The 20,431-nt window shown below is 63.1% G+C and carries 16 protein-coding genes; 11 read left to right on the top strand and 5 right to left on the bottom strand.

Features of this window, described 5'->3' with window-relative positions:
• Positions 1-31 precede the first annotated feature (31 nt).
• Positions 32-1,444, top strand: coding sequence for a DOPA decarboxylase (locus JNA92_RS17155; RefSeq protein ID WP_241805855.1), 1,413 nt, complete (start codon positions 32-34; stop codon positions 1,442-1,444).
• 35 nt (positions 1,445-1,479) lie between these two features.
• Here the strand turns inward: JNA92_RS17155 and JNA92_RS17150 are convergent, their stop codons facing one another.
• Positions 1,480-2,853 (bottom strand): MFS transporter, encoded by a 1,374-nt coding sequence (locus JNA92_RS17150; protein WP_241805854.1) that lies wholly within the window; start codon positions 2,851-2,853, stop codon positions 1,480-1,482.
• A gap of 538 nt (positions 2,854-3,391) precedes the next feature.
• Between JNA92_RS17150 and quiC the strand changes: the two genes are divergently transcribed.
• Together quiC and JNA92_RS17140 are read left to right on the top strand one after the other, a co-directional pair.
• The gene (gene quiC / locus JNA92_RS17145; RefSeq protein ID WP_241805853.1) at positions 3,392-5,299 is read left to right on the top strand and encodes a 3-dehydroshikimate dehydratase QuiC; all 1,908 of its coding nucleotides are present in this window, start codon (positions 3,392-3,394) and stop codon (positions 5,297-5,299) included.
• Positions 5,300-5,469: 170 nt separating this feature from the next.
• Positions 5,470-6,141: a TetR/AcrR family transcriptional regulator gene (locus JNA92_RS17140; protein WP_241805852.1), complete on the top strand. Its 672-nt coding sequence runs from the start codon at positions 5,470-5,472 to the stop codon at positions 6,139-6,141.
• Between the two features lie 7 nt (positions 6,142-6,148).
• Here JNA92_RS17140 and JNA92_RS17135 read toward each other — a convergent pair whose 3' ends face one another.
• Entirely contained in the window at positions 6,149-7,156 is a 1,008-nt protein-coding gene (locus tag JNA92_RS17135) for a GlxA family transcriptional regulator (RefSeq protein ID WP_241805928.1), read from the bottom strand.
• 139 nt (positions 7,157-7,295) lie between these two features.
• Between JNA92_RS17135 and JNA92_RS17130 the strand changes: the two genes are divergently transcribed.
• From JNA92_RS17130 to JNA92_RS17115, 4 genes are all read left to right on the top strand, one after another.
• A complete protein-coding gene (locus JNA92_RS17130) occupies positions 7,296-7,775 on the top strand; it encodes an FAD/FMN-containing dehydrogenase (protein ID WP_241805851.1) in 480 nt (159 codons plus the stop codon).
• Positions 7,776-7,828: 53 nt separating this feature from the next.
• Positions 7,829-8,041, top strand: a complete 213-nt coding sequence (locus JNA92_RS17125) for a PLDc N-terminal domain-containing protein (protein WP_241805850.1) — start codon at positions 7,829-7,831, stop codon at positions 8,039-8,041.
• 120 nt (positions 8,042-8,161) lie between these two features.
• The gene (locus JNA92_RS17120) at positions 8,162-8,656 is read left to right on the top strand and encodes a GNAT family N-acetyltransferase (RefSeq protein ID WP_241805849.1); all 495 of its coding nucleotides are present in this window, start codon (positions 8,162-8,164) and stop codon (positions 8,654-8,656) included.
• Between the two features lie 136 nt (positions 8,657-8,792).
• Positions 8,793-10,892 (top strand): putative bifunctional diguanylate cyclase/phosphodiesterase, encoded by a 2,100-nt coding sequence (locus tag JNA92_RS17115; RefSeq protein ID WP_241805848.1) that lies wholly within the window; start codon positions 8,793-8,795, stop codon positions 10,890-10,892.
• 25 nt (positions 10,893-10,917) lie between these two features.
• Here JNA92_RS17115 and JNA92_RS17110 read toward each other — a convergent pair whose 3' ends face one another.
• Positions 10,918-11,742: an aldo/keto reductase gene (locus JNA92_RS17110; protein WP_241805847.1), complete on the bottom strand. Its 825-nt coding sequence runs from the start codon at positions 11,740-11,742 to the stop codon at positions 10,918-10,920.
• 229 nt (positions 11,743-11,971) lie between these two features.
• On the opposite strand from JNA92_RS17110, the gene JNA92_RS17105 reads away from it, so the two are divergent.
• Positions 11,972-12,850 carry a DMT family transporter gene (locus JNA92_RS17105; protein WP_241805846.1) on the top strand — a complete coding sequence of 293 codons (879 nt, stop codon included), beginning with the start codon at positions 11,972-11,974 and terminating at the stop codon, positions 12,848-12,850.
• A gap of 18 nt (positions 12,851-12,868) precedes the next feature.
• Here JNA92_RS17105 and JNA92_RS17100 read toward each other — a convergent pair whose 3' ends face one another.
• Positions 12,869-13,771, bottom strand: coding sequence for a LysR family transcriptional regulator (locus tag JNA92_RS17100; RefSeq protein WP_241805845.1), 903 nt, complete (start codon positions 13,769-13,771; stop codon positions 12,869-12,871).
• Between the two features lie 376 nt (positions 13,772-14,147).
• On the opposite strand from JNA92_RS17100, the gene katG reads away from it, so the two are divergent.
• The 3 genes from katG (at position 14,148) to JNA92_RS17085 (ending at position 19,300) form a co-directional block, all read left to right on the top strand.
• Positions 14,148-16,406, top strand: a complete 2,259-nt coding sequence (katG, locus tag JNA92_RS17095; protein ID WP_241805844.1) for a catalase/peroxidase HPI — start codon at positions 14,148-14,150, stop codon at positions 16,404-16,406.
• A gap of 239 nt (positions 16,407-16,645) precedes the next feature.
• On the top strand, positions 16,646-17,857 hold the full coding sequence (locus JNA92_RS17090) for a M24 family metallopeptidase (protein ID WP_241805843.1): 1,212 nt from the start codon (positions 16,646-16,648) through the stop codon (positions 17,855-17,857).
• 108 nt (positions 17,858-17,965) lie between these two features.
• Positions 17,966-19,300 (top strand): MFS transporter, encoded by a 1,335-nt coding sequence (locus JNA92_RS17085; RefSeq protein ID WP_241805842.1) that lies wholly within the window; start codon positions 17,966-17,968, stop codon positions 19,298-19,300.
• 4 nt (positions 19,301-19,304) lie between these two features.
• On the opposite strand, the gene JNA92_RS17080 is transcribed toward JNA92_RS17085, so the two are convergent.
• A complete protein-coding gene (locus tag JNA92_RS17080) occupies positions 19,305-20,297 on the bottom strand; it encodes a GlxA family transcriptional regulator (RefSeq protein WP_241805841.1) in 993 nt (330 codons plus the stop codon).
• Between the last annotated feature and the right edge of the window lie 134 nt (positions 20,298-20,431).

Below are 20,431 nucleotides of genomic sequence, written 5' to 3'. Positions count from 1 at the left end.
CCGACAGCGGACAACCCACAGGAGACCGCGCGTGACCCCAGAACAATTCCGTCAATACGGCCACCAATTGATCGACCTGATTGCCGATTACCGCCAGACGGTCGGTGAACGCCCGGTGATGGCCCAGGTCGAGCCCGGCTACCTGAAAGCTGCCTTGCCTGCCGGCGCCCCGCTGCAGGGCGAACCGTTCCAGGCGATCCTCGATGACGTCAACACCCTGGTGATGCCTGGGCTTTCGCATTGGCAACACCCCGATTTCTATGGCTACTTCCCGTCCAATGGCACCTTGTCCTCGGTGCTCGGCGACTTTCTCAGCACGGGCCTTGGGGTACTGGGCCTGTCATGGCAATCGAGCCCGGCGCTGAGCGAGCTGGAGGAAACCACCCTGGACTGGGTGCGCCAGTTGCTGGGCCTGTCGGGGCAGTGGAGCGGCGTGATTCAGGACACCGCGTCGACCAGCACGCTGGTCGCGCTGATCTGTGCCCGCGAACGTGCCACCGATTACGCCCTGGTGCGCGGCGGCCTGCAAGCCGAAGCCAAACCGCTGATCGTCTACGTCAGTGCCCACGCCCACAGTTCGGTGGACAAGGCCGCGTTGCTGGCCGGCTTCGGCCGCGCCAACATCCGCCTGATCGCCACCGACGAGCAGTTCGCCATGCGCCCCGAGGCCTTGTTGGCGGCCATCGAACAGGACCTGGCCGACGGCAACCAGCCTTGCGCAGTGGTCGCCACCACCGGCACAACGACCACTACGGCGCTGGACCCCTTGCGTCAGATTGGCGAGATCGCCCAGGCCCAGGGGGTGTGGCTGCACGTCGACTCTGCCATGGCCGGCTCGGCGATGATCCTGCCCGAATGCCGCTGGATGTGGGACGGTATCGAGCTGGCCGACTCCGTGGTGGTCAACGCGCACAAATGGCTGGGTGTGGCGTTCGACTGTTCTATCTACTACGTGCGTGACCCGCAGCACCTGATTCGGGTGATGAGCACCAACCCCAGCTACCTACAGTCAGCGGTCGATGGCGAGGTGAAGAACCTGCGCGACTGGGGCATCCCCCTGGGGCGCCGGTTCCGGGCACTGAAACTATGGTTCATGTTGCGTAGCGAAGGGGTAGAGGCGTTGCAGCAGCGCTTGCGTCGCGACATGGACAATGCCCGCTGGCTGGCTGCGCAGATCGAGGCTGCAGGGGAGTGGGCGTTGTTGGCGCCGGTACAGTTGCAGACCTTGTGCATTGTGCACCGGCCTGCGGGGCTGGAGGGGCAAGCGCTGGATGCGCATACCAAGGCCTGGGCTGAGCGGCTCAATGCCTGCGGTGATGCTTATGTTACGCCGGCGACCTTGAATGGGCGCTGGATGGTGCGGGTTTCGGTGGGGGCGCTGCCCACTGAGCGTGAACATGTCGAGCAGTTGTGGCAGCGCTTGCAGGCAGTGGTTAACGGCTGAAATGCGTGGGGCCGCAGAGCGGCCCCGTGCATCTGTCAGTGGCTTGCTGTCTGCAGGCCGCTCTTGCGGTTGGCCTCGTAGGCTTGCTTGTCCATCGGCTTGGCCTGCGGGTTGCCCAGGTCTTCCATCGCCAGGCGGTGGGTTTCCGGTGCGATATAGGCTGCCAGAGCGCATATGCAGGTGATGAAGAACGCCAGGGCGCCAACGACCAGCGGGATGTTGTCCGAACCCGGTGGTGCCACCAGTGCGAACAGTGCCGGCAGCATGGCGGTCAGCATAGTGCCGATGTTCTGGGCGATGGCCATGGCCGACACGCGGTAGCGGGTGTTGAACAGCTCAGGGAAGAAGCTTGGGAACACCGCGTTGTAGCCTTGGTAAACCATGCCCCACATGAGGATCGAGGTGGCGAAGGCCAGCGGTACGTTCTGGATGCTGATTGCATACAGGTACACGAAGGCCAGCAGGCCAGAGCCCAGGCAGCCGGCGATCATGGTCGGGCGACGGCCGATCTTGTCGGAAAGGTTGCCCACGAACGGGATCACCAGCACTGCAACGATGTTGCCCACTACCGGGATCCACAGGTACACGCTCTTGTCGAAGCCGATGCCGTAGGCCGGCTGTACGGCGTAAGCCGCGCCGAAGATGGTGGCAACCACCGGGATCACGTTCATCAACGCCATGAACATCACCAGCACCATGTGCTTCCAGCTGTGGCGGAAGGCCTCGCTGATTGGCGACTTGGCAACCTTGGCCTGTTTCTCTTCTTTCACGAAGGCCGGGGTTTCGTGCACTTCCTTACGGATGATGAAGCCTGCGATCAGCACGATGGCGCTCATCAGGAACGGGATCCGCCAGCCCCAGTCGTTGAACGCCTCGCTGGGCATGAAGTAGGCCAGTGGCAGGAACACGGCCGCCGCCATGACCTGGCCGGCCTGCACGCCCTGCAAGGTGAAGCTGGCATAGTAGCCGCGTCGCCCGAATGGCGCGTGTTCCATGATCATCGAACTGGCGCCGGAGATTTCACCGGCCACCGCAAAGCCTTGGACCAGGCGCAGCAGCACCAGCAAGGCCGGGGCGAGCATGCCGATATCGTGGTAGGTAGGCAGCAGGCCCACGCCCATGGTGGAAATGCCCATCAGGAACATGCACAGCAGCAGTACGTTCTTGCGCCCGCGGGTATCACCCCAGTGGCCGAGCACGAAGGCGCCGACCGGACGGGCCAGATAACCCACGCCGTAGGTGGCCAGCGAGGCGATGATCGCCATCTTGGGGTCGGTGTTGGGGAAGAAGATCTGCGGGAAGATCAGTGCCGCCGCCTGGGCATAGATGAAAAAGTCGTAATACTCGAGTGCCGAGCCTATCCATCCGCTGGCGGTCGCTTTCTTGGCTTGAGAGCTGGAGTGAGCCATCGTTGTCTCCGTTGTTTTTGTTTGTCGCCGCACAGCAGGCGCCGTCAGGCGGCAGCCAGTGGGTGTGCGATCGCTATCGGGAGTAAGGGGTGCGCTTATAAAGCCGGCGATCGCTGGCGAAGTCTGCTAGGTGAAGACGAACCAGCAGGTGCGGGTTGCAAGGCGAGGGAGATGTGCATAGGTCGGTACCCGTTTTATTGAACTTATTATGTTGTGGCGCTGGGCTTGTGAGCGCAGGTTGCGCCGAACGGCCACTGGGCAGAAAGTGGTGGTCGGTGTGCCTGCGTCTGGTCTCATAGTTGCGCAGGGGTGGCAGTGAATCAATTCGCCAAAACGGGTTTTGTGCGATAATCGAACGCAAAACTAACCATTCCGTACAAAGTGATTGCTGCCATGACTTTACCTGCGAATAATTCATCATGCCAAGAAGTCTGATGGTGAGCTGCCGCTCCCGGCCCTTCGCAGGTTCGCCCCAAGCGGCCGGTACCCACAGCACCACTCGCTTCCAGCCCTGTAGCCCATAACAAGGAATTCCACCATGCAGCGTTCGATAGCCACCGTGTCCTTGAGCGGCACACTGCCGGAAAAGCTCGAAGCCATCGCCGCCGCCGGTTTCGACGGCGTCGAGATCTTCGAAAATGATCTGCTCTACTATGCCGGCAGCCCCCGCGAAGTGCGGCAGATGTGCGCCGACCTCGGCATCGCCATCACCCTGTTCCAGCCGTTCCGCGATTTTGAAGGCTGCCGCCGCGACCGCCTGCAGAAGAACATCGACCGCGCCGAGCGCAAGTTCGACCTGATGCAAGAGCTGGGCACCGACCTGGTGCTGGTGTGCAGCAACGTGCAGGCCGACGCCCTGGGCGACGAACAACTGCTGGTGGACGACCTGCGCCTGCTCGCCGAGCATGCCGGCCAACGCGGCATGCGCATCGGCTACGAAGCCCTGGCCTGGGGCCGTCACGTCAACACCTACCAGCAAGTGTGGAACCTTGTGCGCCAGGCCGACCACCCGGCGCTGGGCGTGATCCTCGACAGCTTCCACACCCTGTCGCTCAAGGGCGACCCTGCTGCGATCCGCGATATCCCCGGCGACAAGATCTTCTTCGTGCAGATGGCCGATGCGCCGATCCTGGCCATGGATGTACTGGAGTGGAGCCGCCACTTCCGCTGCTTCCCGGGGCAGGGCGAAATGGACCTGGCCGGTTTCCTCGCGCCGATCCTGGCTACCGGTTATCGCGGCCCGTTGTCGCTGGAAATCTTCAACGACGGCTTCCGCGCTGCACCGCCGCGCCAGAACGCCGCCGATGGCCTGCGTTCTTTGTTGTACCTGGAGGAACAGACCCGTCTGCGCCTGCAGCAGGAAGGTACCGCCATCGAGCCGGGTGTGCTGTTCGCACCGCCCGCCGCCAGTGCCTACAACGGCGTGGAGTTCCTCGAATTTGCCGTCGACGAAGCGGTCGGCGCGCGGCTGGGCAGCTGGCTCAAGCGCCTGGGCTTCGCCGACGCGGGCAAGCACCGCAGCAAGGACGTACGCCTGCTGCGCCAGAACGACATCAACATCGTGCTCAATGCCGAGCCGTACTCCTTTGGCCACAACTTCTTCGAGGCCCATGGCCCGTCGCTGTGCGCCACCGCACTGCGGGTCAAGGACGAGCACGCGGCGCTGCAGCGTGCCACCGACTTCCGCGGCCAGCCGTTCCGCGGGCTGGTCGGCCCCAACGAATGTGAGGTGCCTGCCGTACGCGCCCCGGATGGCAGCCTGATCTACCTGGTGGAGCAGGGCAAGGAAGGCCCGTCGCTGTACGACACCGACTTCCGCCTGGAGCCCAGTGCCAGCAGCACCGGTGGCCTGCAGCGCATCGACCACATGGCCCTGGCCTTGCCGGCCGAGTCGCTGGACAGCTGGGTGCTGTTCTACAAGAGCCTGTTCGACTTTGCCGCAGACGATGAAGTGGTGCTGCCCGACCCGTACGGGCTGGTCAAAAGCCGTGCGCTGCGCAGCCAGTGCGGCAGCCTGCGCCTGCCGCTGAACATCTCGGAAAACCGCAACACCGCTATCGCCCACGCGCTGTCGAGCTATCGCGGGTCGGGTGTGCATCATATCGCCTTCGATTGTGCCGATATCTTCAAGGAAGTGGCGCGGGCGAAGGAGGCCGGTGTGCCGTTGCTGGAAATTCCGCTCAATTACTACGACGATCTGGCGGCTCGTTTCGATTTCGACGACGAGTTTCTCAGCGAGCTGGCGTACTACAACGTGCTGTATGACCGCGACGCACAGGGTGGCGAGCTGTTCCACGTGTACACCGAGGCGTTCGAAGACCGCTTCTTCTTTGAAATCATCCAGCGCAAGGGTGGCTACGCCGGCTATGGCGCGGCCAACGTGCCTGTGCGCTTGGCGGCGATGGCCAAGCGGCGCAGCGGGGCGGCGCGCAAGCCGGTGTTGTAACCCCCGCAGGGTTCACGGCCTGTGAAATCGGGCGCTGCTCGCGCGGCGCCTGATCATGGCCACAGGCTGGCCCTCGCCAATCCTGCCCGCTCGATCAACAGCGCGCTTCCCCCCAACCCTCCACTCACGGATAATCCCGTCCAAATCCCAATAAATACCCGTGAGCAGCTATGAGCAATCCCGTTGCCCCCCTCGGCCAGCCCGAGATCGAAGGGACACGCAAGTCGCGCAAGAACAACCCTGAAAAAACCCGCGAGGACATCCTCCAGGCCGCCATCAACGAGTTCGTCCAGCAAGGCCTGGCGGGCGCGCGGGTGGATGCCATCGCCGAGCGCACCGCTACCTCCAAACGCATGATCTACTACTACTTCGGTAGCAAGGAGCAGCTGTACGTCGAGTGCCTGGTCAAACTCTACGGCGACATCCGCAAGACCGAGCACCGCCTGGACCTGGAGTCGCTGCCGGCCGAGCAGGCCATCCAGCGCCTGACCGAGTTCACTTTCGATCACCACGACCGCAACGTCGATTTCGTGCGCATGGTCTGCACCGAAAACATCCATTACGGCGAGTACGTGAAGAAAACCCCGGCCATCCGCGAAATGAGCAGCCTGGTCCTTCAGGCGCTGGGCCGCACGCTGGAGCGTGGCGTGCAAGAGGGCGTGTTCCGCCCGGGCATCGAGGTCATCGACCTGCACATGCTGATGAGCGCGTTCTGCTTCTATCGGGTATCGAACCGCCACACCTTCGGCGACATCTTCCAGATCGACCTGCTCGATGATCAGGTAAAACTGCGTCACAAGGCCATGATCTGCGAAGCGGTGATGCGTTACATCCAGGCCTGAGTGCCGTTCACTCGCCCAGCCGTTGCTCACGTGACGGCGGGTAGCCGAAGTAGGCCGCGTAGCACTTGCTGAAGTGCGATACCGAAACAAAGCCGCAGGCCACCGCAACCTCCATCACCGACAGGTCGGAGTACTGCAGCAGGCGGCGGCTCTTGGTGATACGCAGTTCCATGTAATAGCGCCGTGGCGAGGTGCCCAGCTGGGCCTGGAACAAGCGGTCGATCTGCCGCCGGGAGCGGCCGCTGTAGGCCGCCAACTGGTCGAGGCTGAGGGTTTCCTCAAGGTTGTTTTCCATCAGCTCGACGATGGTACGCAGGTGCAGGCTCATCGACTTTTTCGCCCCCGGCCCAACCTGGCGGTGGCGCGCACCAGAGAACGAGAGGATTTCCTCGACGCCTTCTGCCAGGCCGTCACCGTACAGGCGGCGGACCAGGCCGAGCATCAGCTCCATGGCACCGTTGGGGCTGGCGGCGCTGAGCCGATCACGGTCCAGTGTGAAGCTGGCCGGGGTGATGCGTGTCTGCGGGCTGCGCTCGGACAGGCTGGCACGCTGTTCGGGGTGAATGCTGCAGCCGTAGTCATCCAGCACCCCGGCGCGGCCGAGGAACCAGGCGCCGTTCCATAGCCCGCCCAGGGCCTTGCCGTGGGCGGCGCAGTCACCCAGCAGGCGGTCCAGCTCGGGGTACTTGAGCGGTGTGCGCAAGCCGCCGCAGATGATGAGCAGGTCGAGTGCTTTCAGCTCGCTGGCAACCAGGTCAGTGGCCACCAGCTCCAGGCCCAGGTCGCTCAGCACCCGGTCACCGTCCAGCGACAGCGGGGTAAAGCTGAAGCTGTCGGCGCGCAGCAGGTTGGCGGTGACCAGCACGTCCATGGCCACGGTGAAACTGGCCATGGAGAAGTGTTTGAGCAGGACGAAGTCGACGCGATAGGGCACCTGGGGGCTGGCCGCGGTGGACTTGAGCCGTAGCATGTTGCTGGTGCTGGTCTTCTTGCTGAACTGGCGTGGGGTGGGCACTCTGGACTCCGCTTCCTGGCTGGCCAGCAGAGTGTGGCCGGTGGCCTGTGGAAAGACAATCGCCAGGGTGGGGTTGTGGTAGTGGAGGTCGTATTGAGGCAACTGGGCTATGCTGGCGCCTCCCATTTGGAGAACCTCGATGAAATACGCCGTCGCCCTGTTGTTCAGCCTGCTGCCGCTGCTGGCGAACGCCCTGCAAACCGGGGAGAAGCTCGCACCGTGGACGCTGCTCGATCAACATGACCAGCCCTATACCTTGGAGGCCGGCACGCAGGTGCTGCTGGTGGCCCGCGATATGGACGGCGCCAAGCTGGTGAAGGCGGCTCTGGCCGACCAGCCCAAGGGCTACCTGGAGTCGCGCCATGCGGTGTTCGTGGCGGATATCCAGCGCATGCCTGCGCTGATCAGCAAACTGTTCGCCATCCCCGCCATGCGTGATTACAACTACCGGGTTATGCTTGATCGTGAAGGGCAGGTGGCCAGCCGTTACCCTGGGCATGAAGGCAAGGTGCTGTGGTTGCAGCTTGAGCAGGGTGCGCTGGTCAGCCAGCAGGAGTTCGCGGATGCGCCAGCGTTGAAGGCTGCCCTGGAAAAGGCGCAGCCAAGCAAATCCGAATGAACCCTTGCCGCTGGCAGTAACCCAACCCTTTACATGCCAACGGGAGAGTGCTCATGGAAATCGGAACGATCTGGATCATTGTTGCGGCCTTGGTCATCTTGCTGGAGATCTTCGCCATCTGGAACATCATCGGCAGCGAACGGCGCGCGGAGCGCAAGATGTTATGGATCGTCTTCGTTGTCTACGCCCCGTTCCCGGGGTTGCTGTTCTGGGCCTGGCGAGGGCCGCGGGCAGTGAAGGGCAGGGCGGTACTGGAGGAAAAGTGAGGGACACGGCGTCAGGTGCGCAGCGCCTGATGCCATTTGTGGCGGCGAGTTGAGCCATAATTCGGGGGCCGCTACTTTGTTGACGTAAGCCTTCGAACACTCTCTTGCCCCGAGCCCACCATGCTGCCCATCGAACTGCTCACCACCACCCCCGACCAGGCCGACCTGATCCGCAATCTCTATCAGTTCTATGCCTACGAGTCCTCTGACTGGGAGCAGGAAGACGTTGAGGTGGATGGGCGCTTCTACATCCACGAAGAGCACCTGCAGCGCTATTGGCTTGCAGACGGCTGGAGCGCCAACCTGGTGCTGGTGGATGGTTTCATTGCTGGCTTCGTGCTGGTCGAACGCAGCGAACTGCCTGGCATCGATGCCAGTGAACTGGCCGACCTGTTCATCCTCAAGCGCTACCGCCGGCAGGGTATTGGCCGTGCGGTCGCGCTGCAGGTGCTGAGCGGTGCCGGAGACTGGCTGCTGCGTTGCTACGCGCCGGACCCCATCGCTGTCGCCTTCTGCAAAGCCGTCGTGGCCGACCTGCCGCGGCCGGTGCAGCAAATCATGCTGGGTGATGACCCGGACCTGCTCACCTATAAGGTTACGTCCGCTTACCACTGAGCGGCGCTGGCAAAAAATTGTGATCTACTTCACAAAATCCCGCCAAGCGGCATAATGCCATTACCTTGTATTCAAGACCCGGTCGCTCTGGCCTGGGGGTCCTTTTCGTGCGCGTTGCAGGTTCAGGGAAATTTTCATGTCGCTAGTCGCAAGCCCCGACGTCATGTACCGGCTGTTGATCCAGAGCGTGGTGGACTACGCCATCTACCTGCTCACCCCTGACGGTATCGTCGCTAACTGGAACCCGGGCGCCCAGCGGGCCAAGGGTTACCTTGCCGACGAGATCGTCGGCAAGCACTACTCGCTGTTCTACAGCGAAGCCGAGCGCGTTGCCGGTCTGCCCGAGCAGAACCTTGCACAGGCGCGTGACACTGGCCGTTTCGAAGAAATCGGCACACGCCTGCGCAAGGACGGCACGACCTTTCATGCCCATGTGGTGATCGAAGCCGTGCGCGATGACAGCGGCCGTGTGGTCGGCTTCGCCAAGGTCACTCGCGACATTTCCGAGCGGCACCAGCAGGAGCTGGAGCTGCTGCAGGCCAAGGAGCTGGCTGAACAGTACAGCCAGGAGATGACCAAACTTTCGCAGTTCCTCGATTCGGTGATCGCCAACATTCCCGCCAGCGTTATCGTCCAGGACCTGGAAAGCCAGCGTATCCTATTGGCCAACCAGCAGGCCGAACGCCTGTTCGGTGGGGGCGGGCGCAGCATGATCGGCCAGTTGCCGGGTGAGTGCCTGGCACCGGCTGCGGCCGATTACCTGGAACAGCAGCTCGCCCGCGGCGCGCGTAACCCCAAAGGGTATGCCGCTGAAACCCGCGTCGATACCGCCTGTGGTCCGCGGACCCTGCGCAGCCGCGCCTTGCTCAGCCAGAACCGCGAGGGCCAGGCCGACTATGTGCTGTTCGTGGCTGAAGACGCCACCGAGGAACTGGCCGCCCACGCCCAGATCCACCACATGGCCCATCACGACGCGCTGACCGGGTTGCCCAACCGCACGCTGTTCAACGAGCGGCTCAAGCAGGCGTTGGTGCGCGGCCACCAGAGCGAGAAGCTGACCGCAGCGCTATGCCTGGACCTGGATAACTTCAAGAACATCAACGATTCCCTCGGCCATGCCTTCGGCGACAAGCTGCTGCGTGCATTGGGCAAGCGCCTGCGCCGCGAACTGCGCGAACAAGACACCCTGGCCCGTTTGGGCGGCGACGAGTTCGCCGTGGTGCTGGCTGGCCTGGATGGCCGCGAGGCTGCCTGCAACACGGCGCGGCGCCTGATTGACGCGATTTGCCCGCCGTTCCAGATCGAAGGGCACCAGTTCACCGTGGGGGTGAGCATCGGCATTGCCATTGCCCCCGATGACAATGAACAGGCCGAACAGCTGCTCGGTTACGCCGACATGGCCCTCTACGAAGCCAAACGCAATGGCCGCAACCGCTTCGAGTGCTTCCACGTCGAACTGGATGTCGCCGCCCGCCAGCGCCGGCTGGTCGAAACCGACTTGCGTACCGCGCTGCACTTGGGGCAGTTGCACCTGCACTACCAGCCGATCGTGGATCAGCAGACCAGCAGCGTGACGGGCTACGAGGCGCTGTTGCGCTGGGAGCACCCCAGCCGCGGCATGGTGATGCCCATGGACTTCATTCCCATCGCCGAAGAGACCGGGCTGATCCACGAACTCGGCACCCGTGCACTGAACCTGGCTTGCCAGGAGGCGGCCAGTTGGGACAGTGAGCAGACGGTGTCGGTCAATCTTTCACCGGTGCAGTTCAAGAATGCCAACCTGGTGCATACCGTGGCGCTGGCCCTGGCCGACTCGGGCCTGGCGCCCCAGCGCCTGGAGCTGGAAATCACCGAATCGGTACTACTGGGCAACAGCGAGGAAAACGTGCGAACCCTGCGCGCGCTGAAGGCCTTGGGGGTGTCGATATCGCTGGATGACTTCGGCACGGGTTATTCGTCGTTGGGTTACCTGCGCTCGTTCCCGTTCGACCGGATCAAGATCGACAAGTCGTTCGTGCATGACATGTGCGACAGCCGCGAGGCGATGTCGATCATCCGGGCGATCACCGAGCTGTCCAATAGCCTGATGATCAAGACGACGGCTGAAGGCGTGGAGTCCGAGGAACAAATGCAGCGGTTGGCGGCAGAGGGCTGCTCGCACTTTCAGGGGTATCTGTACGGGCGGCCGGTGCCGGCGGGGGAGCGGTTGAAACAGGTAGCTGGGGCGGTGGGGTGAAAGGGCCGCACAGCGGCCCCGCTATTCAGCTGTTCCAGTCCGGCGCAAAGTCAGGGCTCACCACGCGCTGATCCTTCGGCAAACCGGCAATCAGTGCCCGGTCCTGATCGTCCAGGTGCACATCCAGCGCCGCCAGGTTGCTCAGCTGGTTCTCGCGGCTGCTGGCCTTGGGGATCACCGCCACGCCGTCCTGGTCCAGCAACCACTTGAGCGCCACCTGGCTCGGCAACACGCCATGCTTGCGCGCGATGTCCTGGATCACCGGCTGCGCCGCCGCCCGCCCGCGGGCAAGAGGGGTATAGGCCGTGAGCAGCAGGTCATGCTGACGGGCATAGTCGAGCAGCGGTTGCTGGCTGAGCAGCACGTGGTATTCCACCTGGATCGCCGCCAGTGGCGCGCCCAGCGCTTCGATCACCTGGCGCAGCAGTCCGAGTGGGAAGTTGGCCACGCCGATGCTGCGTACCTTGCCCTCGTCGCGCAGGGCCACCAGCGCCTCGATGCTGCGGGCCAAGTCCCAGTCTTTGCCAGGCCAATGGATATGGAACAGGTCGACCTGCTCGGTGCCCAGGGCACGCAGGCTGTTTTCCAGGGACTGGCGCATGGCCGCGGGCGCCAGGCTGTCCCACCAGACCTTGGTGGTCAGGTGAATCTGCTCGCGGGGCACGCTGCTGTCGCGCAGCGCCTGGCCGACAGCAGCTTCGTTGTCGTAGGCAGTGGCGGTATCGATGTGCCGGTAACCCAGCTCCAGTGCCTGGTGCACCGCACGCGTGCACTCGGCGCCAGTCATCGGCCAGGTGCCCAGGCCAATGCTGGGCAGGTCGAGGCCGTTGCGGGTGGTGAGCCTATGCATGAAAACTCCTTGTCCGGGGTTGAGGTTCCAGCGCCGATGGTGCGCGTTTCGACTGTCAGGGACCATGAGCAGCCTCCAGAAAGTGGTCGATCAGCGAACGAAAAACACATTGCTCTGCACGCGCGTGCCGATTGGCCTTCCTCAAGTCGTCGTATCTCTTCTAGAATCCCTTGCAGTCGCACTGCCTTCACCTGGCGTTGCATGCCGCAACGCCGCCATCGAGAACGCCATGAGTTCCAGCACACCGTTGTCCGGAGTCAACCACCCCCTGCGCGGTATCGCCCTGGTGGTGGTGGCCACGTTCCTGTTCGCCAGCCACGATGCCTTGTCCAAATTCCTCGGTGGCCTGTACCCGATCATCATGGTGGTGTGGGCCCGCTACGTGGTGCACACGCTGCTGATGGCCGGCATATTCCTGCCCAAGTCCGGCCTCAATGTGCTGCGCACCCGGCGCCCGGTGCTGCAGACCTTGCGCGCCCTGAGCCTGCTCAGCACCAGCCTGTTTTTCACTGCCGGCTTGCAGTACCTGCCGCTGGCCGAGGCGACTTCCGTCAACTTCCTGGCCCCGGTGCTGGTCACGGCGCTGTCGGCGCCGCTGCTCAAGGAGCGGGTCACGCCTGGGCAATGGGTCGCGGTGGTGCTGGGCTTCGTCGGCGTGCTGGTGGTGGTGCACCCCGGTGGCGCGATGTTCACCCCGGCGATCCTGTTCCCCCTCGGCTCGGCGCTGGGCTTCTGCTTCTACCAGTTGCTCACGCGCATACTCGCCGCCTATGACAGCCCCACCACCAGCAACTTCTACGCCGGGCTGTGCAACACGCTGGTGATGAGTGCGTTGGTGCCGTTCTTCTGGGAGCTGCCGCGTTGGGACCATGCGCTGCTGATGCTGGCATTGGGTGGTTTTGGCATGAGTGCGCACCTGCTGCTGACCCAGGCCTTCCGCCATGCCGCGCCGGCGCTGCTGGCGCCGTTCAGTTATTGCCAGATCGTGTTTGCCGGCTTGCTGGGGGTGCTGATCTATGGGCAGGTGCCCGATAGCACCACCCTTGTGGGCATCGCCATCATCTGCCTGAGTGGGCTTGGGGCTGCCTGGATGCAGCGCAGGAAGTGAACAGAGCCCACGCCCGCACTACCTGGCCATGAACTGCAGAATCCGTTCGCGCAACCAGCGTTCGGCCGGGTCATTGTCCTGGGCGCCGCTCCATACCATGGACAGTTCCGCCTCGGTGATGTCGAACGGCGCCGGGTCGGCGCGCAGGCTACTGTCGTCAGCCAGGGCGCAGGCGGCGTAGTCCGGCACGGTTGCGATCAGCTCGGTGTTGCGCAGCAGCGCGCGCAGGCTGCCGAACTGTGGCACGGCCAGCACCACCTTGCGGCAACGGCCGATGCGCGCCAGATCAAGGTCGATGTTGCCACTCATGTCTCCTGAGAACGACACCATCACATGCGGCCTGGCGCAGTATTCGTCCAGGCTCAGTGGGCCGGGGCGGCTGTCAGCGCGCAAAACGCGCACGCCGATGTCACGCAGCTTGCGGCGCTTGGCCGTGGCTGGCAGGTCGGTGGTATAGCTGACGCCCACCGAGATCTCGCCGCTGGCCAGCAGGCCAGGCATCAACAGGAAGTTGGTCCGGCGCACCACTACGCTGATGTTGGGTGCTTCTTCGCGCAGGGCTTGCAGCAGGGCCGGGAACAGGCCGAATTCGGCGTCATCCGAGAGCCCCAGGCGGAAGACGTTGCAGCTGTTGCTTGGGTCGAACGCCCGGGCGCGGCTGATCGCTGAAGAGATGACGTCCATGGCCGGGCCCAGCTCGGCGAAGATCTGCACGGCCCGGGGGGTTGGCTCCATGGCCCGGCCGCTGCGGATCAGTAGCGGGTCATCGAACAGCTCGCGCAGGCGGGCCAGGGCGGCGCTGACGGTGGACTGGGTGATGAACAGCTTTTCGCCGACGCGGGTCAGGTTGCGTTCGATCATCAGCGCTTCGAAAACCACCAGCAGGTTCATGTCGACGCGGCGCAGGTCGTTGCGGTTCATGGGGCTTGGCTCACGCAGAAGGTTGGTTAGCGCTGTATTGAAGCACGGCGCGGGGCCGCGCGCCTTGTAGGGATGTGCGGCCAGGTGGCCGTACTGGGCACCTGACAGAGCCAACCTATCACCCTGCAATAGCCACTCTATTAGAAGTCTGCCCAAGCTCGACTAGTCTTGTCCGTGGCCCTGCGAATTCCCCTGCGGGCGGCGACAGAGCACCTGGGTGCAAGACCTTGCCGCCACGCCGTGACAGTTTCGCAAGCCCCTGTCGGACGTGACCGACCGGACCTGATGAGGGGTAGGCATGAGCCCATGTGCTCAGCGCAGAAGAACAACTGGCACAGACCTGAAATCTGGATAACCGACCCAAAGGTAACAGCAGATGTCGAACGAATCGAAATGCCCGTTCCATCAAACCGCAGGTGGCGGCACCACCAACCGAGACTGGTGGCCTGACCAGCTCAACCTCAGAATTCTTCACCAACATGGCGCCAAGTCCGACCCTATGGACCCGGACTTCGACTACGCCAAGGCGTTCAAGAGCCTCGACTTCCAGGCGCTCAAGCAAGACCTGACCGCCTTGATGACCGACTCCCAGGACTGGTGGCCGGCCGACTTCGGCCACTATGGCCCCTTGTTCATCCGCATGGCCTGGCACAGCGCCGGCACCTACCGCATCGGTGATGGCCGCGGCGGTGCCGGCTCCGGTCAGCAGCGTTTCGCACCGCTCAACAGCTGGCCGGACAACGTCAGCCTGGACAAGGCCCGGCGCCTGTTGTGGCCGATAAAACAGAAGTACGGCAACAAGATCTCCTGGGCCGACCTGATCGTGCTCACGGGCAACGTCGCCCTGGAATCGATGGGCTTCAAGACCTTTGGCTTCTCCGGCGGCCGGGCAGATGTGTGGGAGCCGGACGAAGACGTGTACTGGGGCTCGGAAAAGGTCTGGCTGGGCGGCGACACCCGTTACGGCAAGGACCAGGTCAAGGCGCAGGCACCGGGGCAGGGTGACCTGGTGGCCGAACCTGCCAAGCACGGTGAAGAGCAGAACCGCGACCTGGCGGCCGAACGCAACCTGGAAAACCCGCTGGCCGCCGTGCAGATGGGCCTGATCTATGTCAACCCGGAAGGCCCGGAAGGCAACCCCGACCCGGTGGCTTCGGGCAAGGATATCCGCGAAACCTTTGGCCGCATGGCCATGAACGATGAAGAGACCGTGGCGTTGATTGCCGGCGGCCACGCTTTCGGCAAGACCCACGGCGCAGGGCCGGCCGACAATGTTGGCGCCGAACCGGAAGCTGCCGGCCTTGAACTGCAAGGCCTGGGCTGGGCCAACACGTTTGGCACCGGCAAGGGTGGCGACACCATCACCAGCGGCCTGGAGGTGACCTGGACCTCGACGCCGACGCGTTGGAGCAACGAGTACCTCAACAACCTGTTCAACTTCGAGTGGGAGCTGACCAAGAGCCCGGCCGGTGCCCACCAGTGGCAGCCCAAGGAGGGCAAGGGCGCGGGTACCGTGCCGGACGCCCATGACCCGAGCAAACGCCACGCACCGTCCATGCTCACCTCTGACCTGGCCCTGCGCTTCGACCCGATCTACGAGCCGATAGCTCGGCGTTTCAAGGACAACCCTGACCAGCTGGCAGACGCCTTCGCCCGCGCCTGGTACAAGCTGATCCACCGTGACATGGGGCCGCTGGCACGTTATCTCGGGCCGGAAATGCCCAATGAGGAACTGCTCTGGCAAGACCCGCTGCCCAAGGCCGTTCAACCGTTACCCAGTGAGCAGGACATTGCTGCGCTCAAGAGCAAAATCCTGGCATCAGGGTTGAGTGTGGCTGAGCTGGTATCGACCGCCTGGGCAGCCGCGTCGACATTCCGGGGCTCTGACAAGCGTGGTGGGGCCAATGGCGGCCGCCTGCGCCTGGCGCCGCAGAAGGATTGGCCGGCCAACCAGGGCACGGGCAAAGTACTGGCGGCACTGGAGCAGATCCAGGGTGAGTTCAATAACGCTGGCAAGCACATCTCGCTGGCTGACCTGATCGTTCTGGCCGGTACCGCCGCCGTGGAAAAGGCCGCCAAGGATGCCGGCTACACGGGCAACGTGGCGTTCCGCCCGGGCCGGGTCGACGCCTCTCAGGAACAGACCGATGTCGAGTCCTTTGCCGTGCTGGAGCCACTGGCTGACGGTTTCCGCAATTTCAGCAAGGCGCGCTACAGCGTCAAGGCCGAGAAGTTGCTGCTGGACAAAGCCCAGTTGCTGACCCTCACCGCCCCGGAACTGACCGTGCTGATCGGCGGCCTGCGGGTGCTCGGTGCCAACCATGGCGGCAGCAAGGACGGGGTGTTCACCGACCAGCCAGGCACGCTGAGCAACGACTTCTTCCGTAACCTGCTGGACATGGGGGTGGAGTGGAAGCCCACCTCGGACGACAACGAAAACTTCGAAGCCCGCGACCGCAAGACCGGGCAGGTGAAGTGGACCGGCACCCGTGTCGACCTGGTGTTCGGCTCGCACGCGCAGCTAAGGGCGCTGAGCGAGGTGTATGGCAGCAGCGACGGCAAGGACAAGTTCATCAAGGACTTCGTCGCGGCCTGGGTGAAGGTCATGGAGCTGGACCGTTTTGATTTGAAATAGAGGTAATGGCTGGGGCTGCTTTGCAGCCCAAGCGCCGGCAAGCCGGCCCCCACAGGTACACCACCCAGCCTGACGGCGGTGGAGTGCTTGTGGGGGCCGGCTTGTTTGCAAACGGGGAAGTGGCCATCGCGCCAATTCCAGGTCGGGTAGGTACAAAAGCGTCCTCGTTCGTTCTGCTGCAATGCATCTCAGGCGGCCGGCCTGAAACAGCGTGCTCACAACGACAAGGAACACCGACTATGCAAATGCCCCAGACCCTGAAAATCCACAACGGCAACAAGGTCAAGCCGACATTTTCCGCACAGGAATACGCCGCCCGGCATGCCCGGCTGAGGGCCTACATGGCCGAGCAGGATATCGAGGCGGCGATCTTCACCTCGTACCACAACGTCAACTACTACAGCGACTTCCTGTACTGCTCATTCGGCCGCCCCTATGCACTGGTGGTGACCCACGACAAGGTGGTGTCGATCAGCGCCAACATAGACGGTGGGCAACCCTGGCGTCGTACGGTTGGCACCGACAATATCGTCTACACCGACTGGCAACGCGACAACTATTTTGTGGCGATCCAGCAGGCGCTGCCGCTGGCGTCGCGTATCGGTGTGGAGTACGACCACCTCAACCTGCAGAACCATGCCAAGCTCGCCGCCTGCTACCCAAGGGCCGAACTGGTGGACATCGGTGCCCCCTGCATGCGCATGCGCATGATCAAGTCCGCCGAAGAACAGGCGCTCATTCGCCACGGTGCCCGGGTGGCCGACATTGGCGGTGCTGCGGTGGTCGAGGCGCTGCAGGACCAGGTGCCGGAATATGAAGTGGCACTGCATGCCACCCAGGCGATGGTCCGCGAGATCGCTCGTAGTTGCCCCGACAGCGAGTTGATGGACACCTGGACCTGGTTCCAGTCCGGGCTCAACACTGACGGTGCGCACAACCCGGTAACCAGCCGCAAGGTCAATCCGGGCGACATCCTCAGCCTCAACTGTTTCCCCATGATCGCTGGCTACTACACCGCGCTAGAGCGAACGTTGTTCCTAGGCCACTGCCCGGACGAGCACTTGCGCCTCTGGCAAGCCAACGTCGAGGTGCACGAGGCAGGGCTGAAGCTGGTGCGCCCGGGCATGCGCTGCTGCGATATCGCCCGCGAGCTGAACGAAATCTTCCTGCGTCATGACCTGCTGCAGTACCGCACTTTCGGTTATGGCCACTCATTCGGCACGCTCAGCCATTATTACGGCCGCGAGGCAGGACTGGAGCTGCGCGAGGATATCGATACGGTTCTGGAACCCGGCATGGTGGTGTCGATAGAGCCGATGATCATGCTGCCCGAAGGGCTGCCGGGGGCAGGGGGCTACCGCGAGCATGACATTCTGATCGTCAATGAAACGGGGGCCGAGAACATCACCAAGTTCCCGTATGGACCGGAGCGCAACATCATTCGCAAGTGACTGCATGTGCCGGCCTCTGCGAGTGCGCAGGCCGGCGCAAACCACACAATAACAACTGTATGACCTTCAGACCCTGCCTCCAATTAGAAGAATCAGAGGGTATCCGTCATGTCCAGCACCACCCTGAATGCTCCCACCCTCGCCGGTGCCGCCCAAGGCGCCGAACGCCAGGCCCTGCGCAAGGCCGCCCGTGCCAGTTTCATGGGCAACTTCGTCGAATGGTTCGATTACGCCGCCTATGGCTACCTGGCGACCATCATCGCCGCCACCTTCTTTGCGCAAACGGACAAGACCAGCGGCCTGCTGGCGACGTTCGCGGTATTCGCCCTGTCCTTCCTCGTACGCCCGCTGGGCGGGATAGTGTGGGGTCATTTTGGCGATCGTTATGGCCGGCGTAATGCCTTGTCACTGTCGATACTGATCATGTCGATTTCGACCTTCTGCATCGGCCTGTTGCCGGGGTATGCGCAAATCGGCCTGTGGGCACCTTGCCTATTGTTGCTGATCCGCCTGGTGCAAGGTTTTTCCGCTTCGGGCGAGTATGCCGGCGCGGCGGCCTTTCTTGCCGAATATGCACCGCCTGGCCGACGCGGGCTGTACACCAGCATCGTGCCGGCCAGCACCGCCGCCGGGCTGTTGTTCGGCGCAGCATTCGTCGCGGCGTTGCATGAACTGCTCAGTACTGAGGACTTGCACAGCTGGGGCTGGCGCCTGCCGTTTTTGCTAGCGGCACCGTTCGGACTGGTGGGGCGTTATATCCGCATGAGCCTGCAGGACACCCCTAAGTTCCTGGAGATGGAACAGCGGTTGGAAAGTAAGGCCTGCATGACCCCGGCGCCGATCCGGGAACTGCTGAGCCATCACCGCCGTAGTTTGGCGATCGGCATTGGGGTTACCTGCCTCAACGCTGTGGCGTTCTACCTGCTGCTCAGTTACATGCCCACTTACCTGTCGAGCGAAATGGGTATGAACGAGCGTGACTCGTTCATCGCCTCGACGGTTTCGCTGACCACATACATTGGCCTGATTTTCCTGATGGGGCGCCTGTCTGACCACTTTGGCCGCAAAACCATGCTCGTGGTTGCTTCGTTACTTTTCCTGGGGTTGACCGTGCCGCTGTTCAAGCTGCTCGACGGCCAGCCCCTGCTGGTGGTGCTGGCGATCCAGATTTCCTTCGGGGCGATGCTGGCGATGAACGACGGCACCTTGCCGTGCCTGCTGGCCGAAATATTCCCCACCCGAGTGCGTTTCAGTGGCTTTGCCTTGAGCTTCAACCTGGCCAACGCCTTGTTTGGCGGGACGGCACCGTTTATTGCTACCTGGCTGATTCATGTGACCGGTAGCAAATTGGCGCCGGCCGGGTACATGCTGGCGGCGGCTCTGGTGGCGCTGGTGGCCATGTTGATGTGCCGGGAAACAGCCCATGGCGAACTGAAGGACTGAGGTATCAGTGCAACGATGCCTGTCGCCGCTCCCCCAGCGGCGATAGGCCAAAGAATCGGCTGTAGCTCTTGGAAAAATGCGCCGGCGAACTGAACCCGCATGCCAGCGCCACCTCCCGCACCTGCACGTCGCTGCGCAACAGCAATTCCCGCGCCCGTGACAACCGCAACTCTAAGTAATACTGGCTGGGCGTACGCTGCAAATACTTGTGGAATAGCCGTTCAAGCTGGCGCACGGTGACCTCATTGAGGCTGGCCAGCTCCTCCAGCGCCAGTGGTTCTTCTAGGTTGGCCTCCATGATCGCCACCACTTGGCTAAGCTTGGGCTGGGCACTGCCCAGCAAGGTGCGCAACGGCACGCGCTGGGGCTCGCGCTCGCCGCGCACACGGTCGCACAGCAGCAATTCGGCCGCCTTGGCAGCGATGTCTGGGCCGTCGACTTCGCGGGCGACCAGTTGCAACATCATGTCCATAGCTGCAATGCCACCGGAGCAGGTGTAACGGTCGCGGTCCAGTTCGAACAGCTGGCTGGAAATGACGATCCCAGGGAAATGTTCCTGCAGGGCCTCTCTGTCCTCCCAGTGGATAGTGCAGCGATAGCCTTTGAGCAGATCGGATTTGGCCAGCAGGTAGCTGCCCGTACAGATGCCCCCCAGCGGGACGTGCTGGCGGGCCAATTGGCGCAGCCAGTCGATCAAGGGCCGGTTACCCCGGCTGCGGTCGATCGGGTTGGACCCGACCACGAACAGGGCATCCAGCGGCGGGGCGGTGGCGATGGCATGGTCAGGCAGGATGCGCATGCCGTTACTGGCCATCACCGGCGCTTCGCTGGCAGCGAGCAATACAGTGCGGTAGAGGGGCCGGCGGGCGGCCAGGTTAGCCATGCGCAGAGTTTCCACTGCCGACGCCAGGCCGATGGTTGTGAAGTTGGGCAGCACCAGAAAGCCGAAGGTCTTGGCTGGGCAAGGCGATACGATTGCAGATACGGGGTGGACCATTGCGATCTTCCTGTGCAAGCTGAGGCGTGATTCGTTGGGGGCAGTGAAAAGCAGGCCTCGCATGTTTCTTGTTGTTATGGATCGTTGCCGGGTCGATCTTACACCCCGGCGCGATAGCCAGGAATGGACCTCAA

This window comes from Pseudomonas putida, from assembly GCF_022627325.1.
In the GTDB taxonomy this organism is placed as follows: Bacteria; Pseudomonadota; Gammaproteobacteria; order Pseudomonadales; family Pseudomonadaceae; genus Aquipseudomonas; species Aquipseudomonas putida_X.
The sequence above is the reverse complement of the archived record's forward strand: the minus strand, read 5'-3'. Positions and strand labels throughout refer to the sequence as shown.

Bases quoted from the DNA above. Each gene is read 5' to 3' on its own strand.
- JNA92_RS17110 (WP_241805847.1), bottom strand. From the start codon at position 11,742: ATGCATAGGCTCACCACCCGCAACGGCCTCGACCTGCCCAGCATTGGC.
- JNA92_RS17130 (WP_241805851.1), top strand. From the start codon at position 7,296: ATGAAATACGCCGTCGCCCTGTTGTTCAGCCTGCTGCCGCTGCTGGCG.
- katG (WP_241805844.1), top strand. From the start codon at position 14,148: ATGTCGAACGAATCGAAATGCCCGTTCCATCAAACCGCAGGTGGCGGC.
- JNA92_RS17080 (WP_241805841.1), bottom strand. From the start codon at position 20,297: ATGGTCCACCCCGTATCTGCAATCGTATCGCCTTGCCCAGCCAAGACC.
- JNA92_RS17090 (WP_241805843.1), top strand. From the start codon at position 16,646: ATGCAAATGCCCCAGACCCTGAAAATCCACAACGGCAACAAGGTCAAG.
- JNA92_RS17085 (WP_241805842.1), top strand. From the start codon at position 17,966: ATGTCCAGCACCACCCTGAATGCTCCCACCCTCGCCGGTGCCGCCCAA.
- JNA92_RS17120 (WP_241805849.1), top strand. From the start codon at position 8,162: ATGCTGCCCATCGAACTGCTCACCACCACCCCCGACCAGGCCGACCTG.
- JNA92_RS17100 (WP_241805845.1), bottom strand. From the start codon at position 13,771: ATGAACCGCAACGACCTGCGCCGCGTCGACATGAACCTGCTGGTGGTT.
- JNA92_RS17105 (WP_241805846.1), top strand. From the start codon at position 11,972: ATGAGTTCCAGCACACCGTTGTCCGGAGTCAACCACCCCCTGCGCGGT.
- JNA92_RS17115 (WP_241805848.1), top strand. From the start codon at position 8,793: ATGTCGCTAGTCGCAAGCCCCGACGTCATGTACCGGCTGTTGATCCAG.
- quiC (WP_241805853.1), top strand. From the start codon at position 3,392: ATGCAGCGTTCGATAGCCACCGTGTCCTTGAGCGGCACACTGCCGGAA.
- JNA92_RS17125 (WP_241805850.1), top strand. From the start codon at position 7,829: ATGGAAATCGGAACGATCTGGATCATTGTTGCGGCCTTGGTCATCTTG.
- JNA92_RS17140 (WP_241805852.1), top strand. From the start codon at position 5,470: ATGAGCAATCCCGTTGCCCCCCTCGGCCAGCCCGAGATCGAAGGGACA.
- JNA92_RS17150 (WP_241805854.1), bottom strand. From the start codon at position 2,853: ATGGCTCACTCCAGCTCTCAAGCCAAGAAAGCGACCGCCAGCGGATGG.